General features: G+C 68.6%; 1 protein-coding gene. It reads right to left on the bottom strand.

Annotated elements, in window-relative coordinates; all coding sequences use genetic code 11:
- Positions 1 to 929: DNA modification methylase (locus DRV84_RS15155; RefSeq protein ID WP_115982148.1), on the bottom strand; the 929-nt coding region annotated here is incomplete at both ends.

Raw genomic sequence — 929 nt, 5'->3', positions numbered from 1 at the left:
TGATCTGCGAGCCGGAGCCAGCGAAGGGCTCGTAAGCGAGCCCGCCCCGTGCCACATGCTGGCGCATCGGGATGCCGAAGGCGTCGAGCGGCTTCGGCGTCGGGTGATCCGGGCGCTCGTCCTTGGCGAAGGACGGCATTTCCCAGGTCGAGGGCAGCGTCTGTTCCGCCACTTTCGGCGGGCGATTCGGGCGGCGCCAGCCCATGAAGCAGGGCTCGTGCTTCCACAGGTAATGCGACCGGGTCAGGACGCCGCGATCCTTCACCCAGATGATCTGCTGATGGACGAAGGCGCCCGCCTTCTCCCAGCAGGCCTCGAGCATCGCCTGGCGGCGCGAGGCGTGCCAGCAGTACCAGGCCGCATCCTCCGTGATCGCCTCGGCGACCGCGGCGGCGATGAAGCCTTCGTAGAGTTCCGCGCCCTGCGAGCTGTCGTCCCACGTCGTCCCGTAGCTCTGGCTCCAGTCCTTGTTCCGCGTCGGGTGGTTCGAGCCGTCGTAATCGACGAGATACGGCGGGTCGGTCGCGAACAGCACCGCGCGCTCGCCGTTCATCAAACGGCGCACATCGTCGTGGCTGGTCGAGTCCCCGCAGAGCAGGCGGTGATCGCCGAGGATCCACAGATCGCCCGCGCGCGAGGCCGGGTGGCGCGGCGGTTCGGGGATGGTCACCGGAGGCACGGAGCCCCCGGCGCCACCTTCTTCTTCACCGCCTCCGTCCGGATCGAAGGCCAGAAGCTTGTCGAGCTCGCCGTCCGAGAACCCGACCAGCGACAGGTCGTAGTCGTCGGCCAGCAGGTCCTGCAACTCGGCCGACAGCAGCGCCTCATCCCATGGCGATTCAGCAAGCCGGTTGTCCGCGATACGATAGGCCCGGCGCTGCGCCTCGGTGAGGTGCCCCAGCACGATCACCGGTGCCTCGGTCAGCCCG

The sequence above is a fragment of the Rhodosalinus sediminis genome (assembly GCF_003385555.1).
Taxonomy (GTDB): Bacteria; Pseudomonadota; Alphaproteobacteria; order Rhodobacterales; family Rhodobacteraceae; genus Rhodosalinus; species Rhodosalinus sediminis.
Note: the sequence above shows the minus strand (reverse complement) of the source record. Positions and strands in the feature narration are given on the sequence as shown.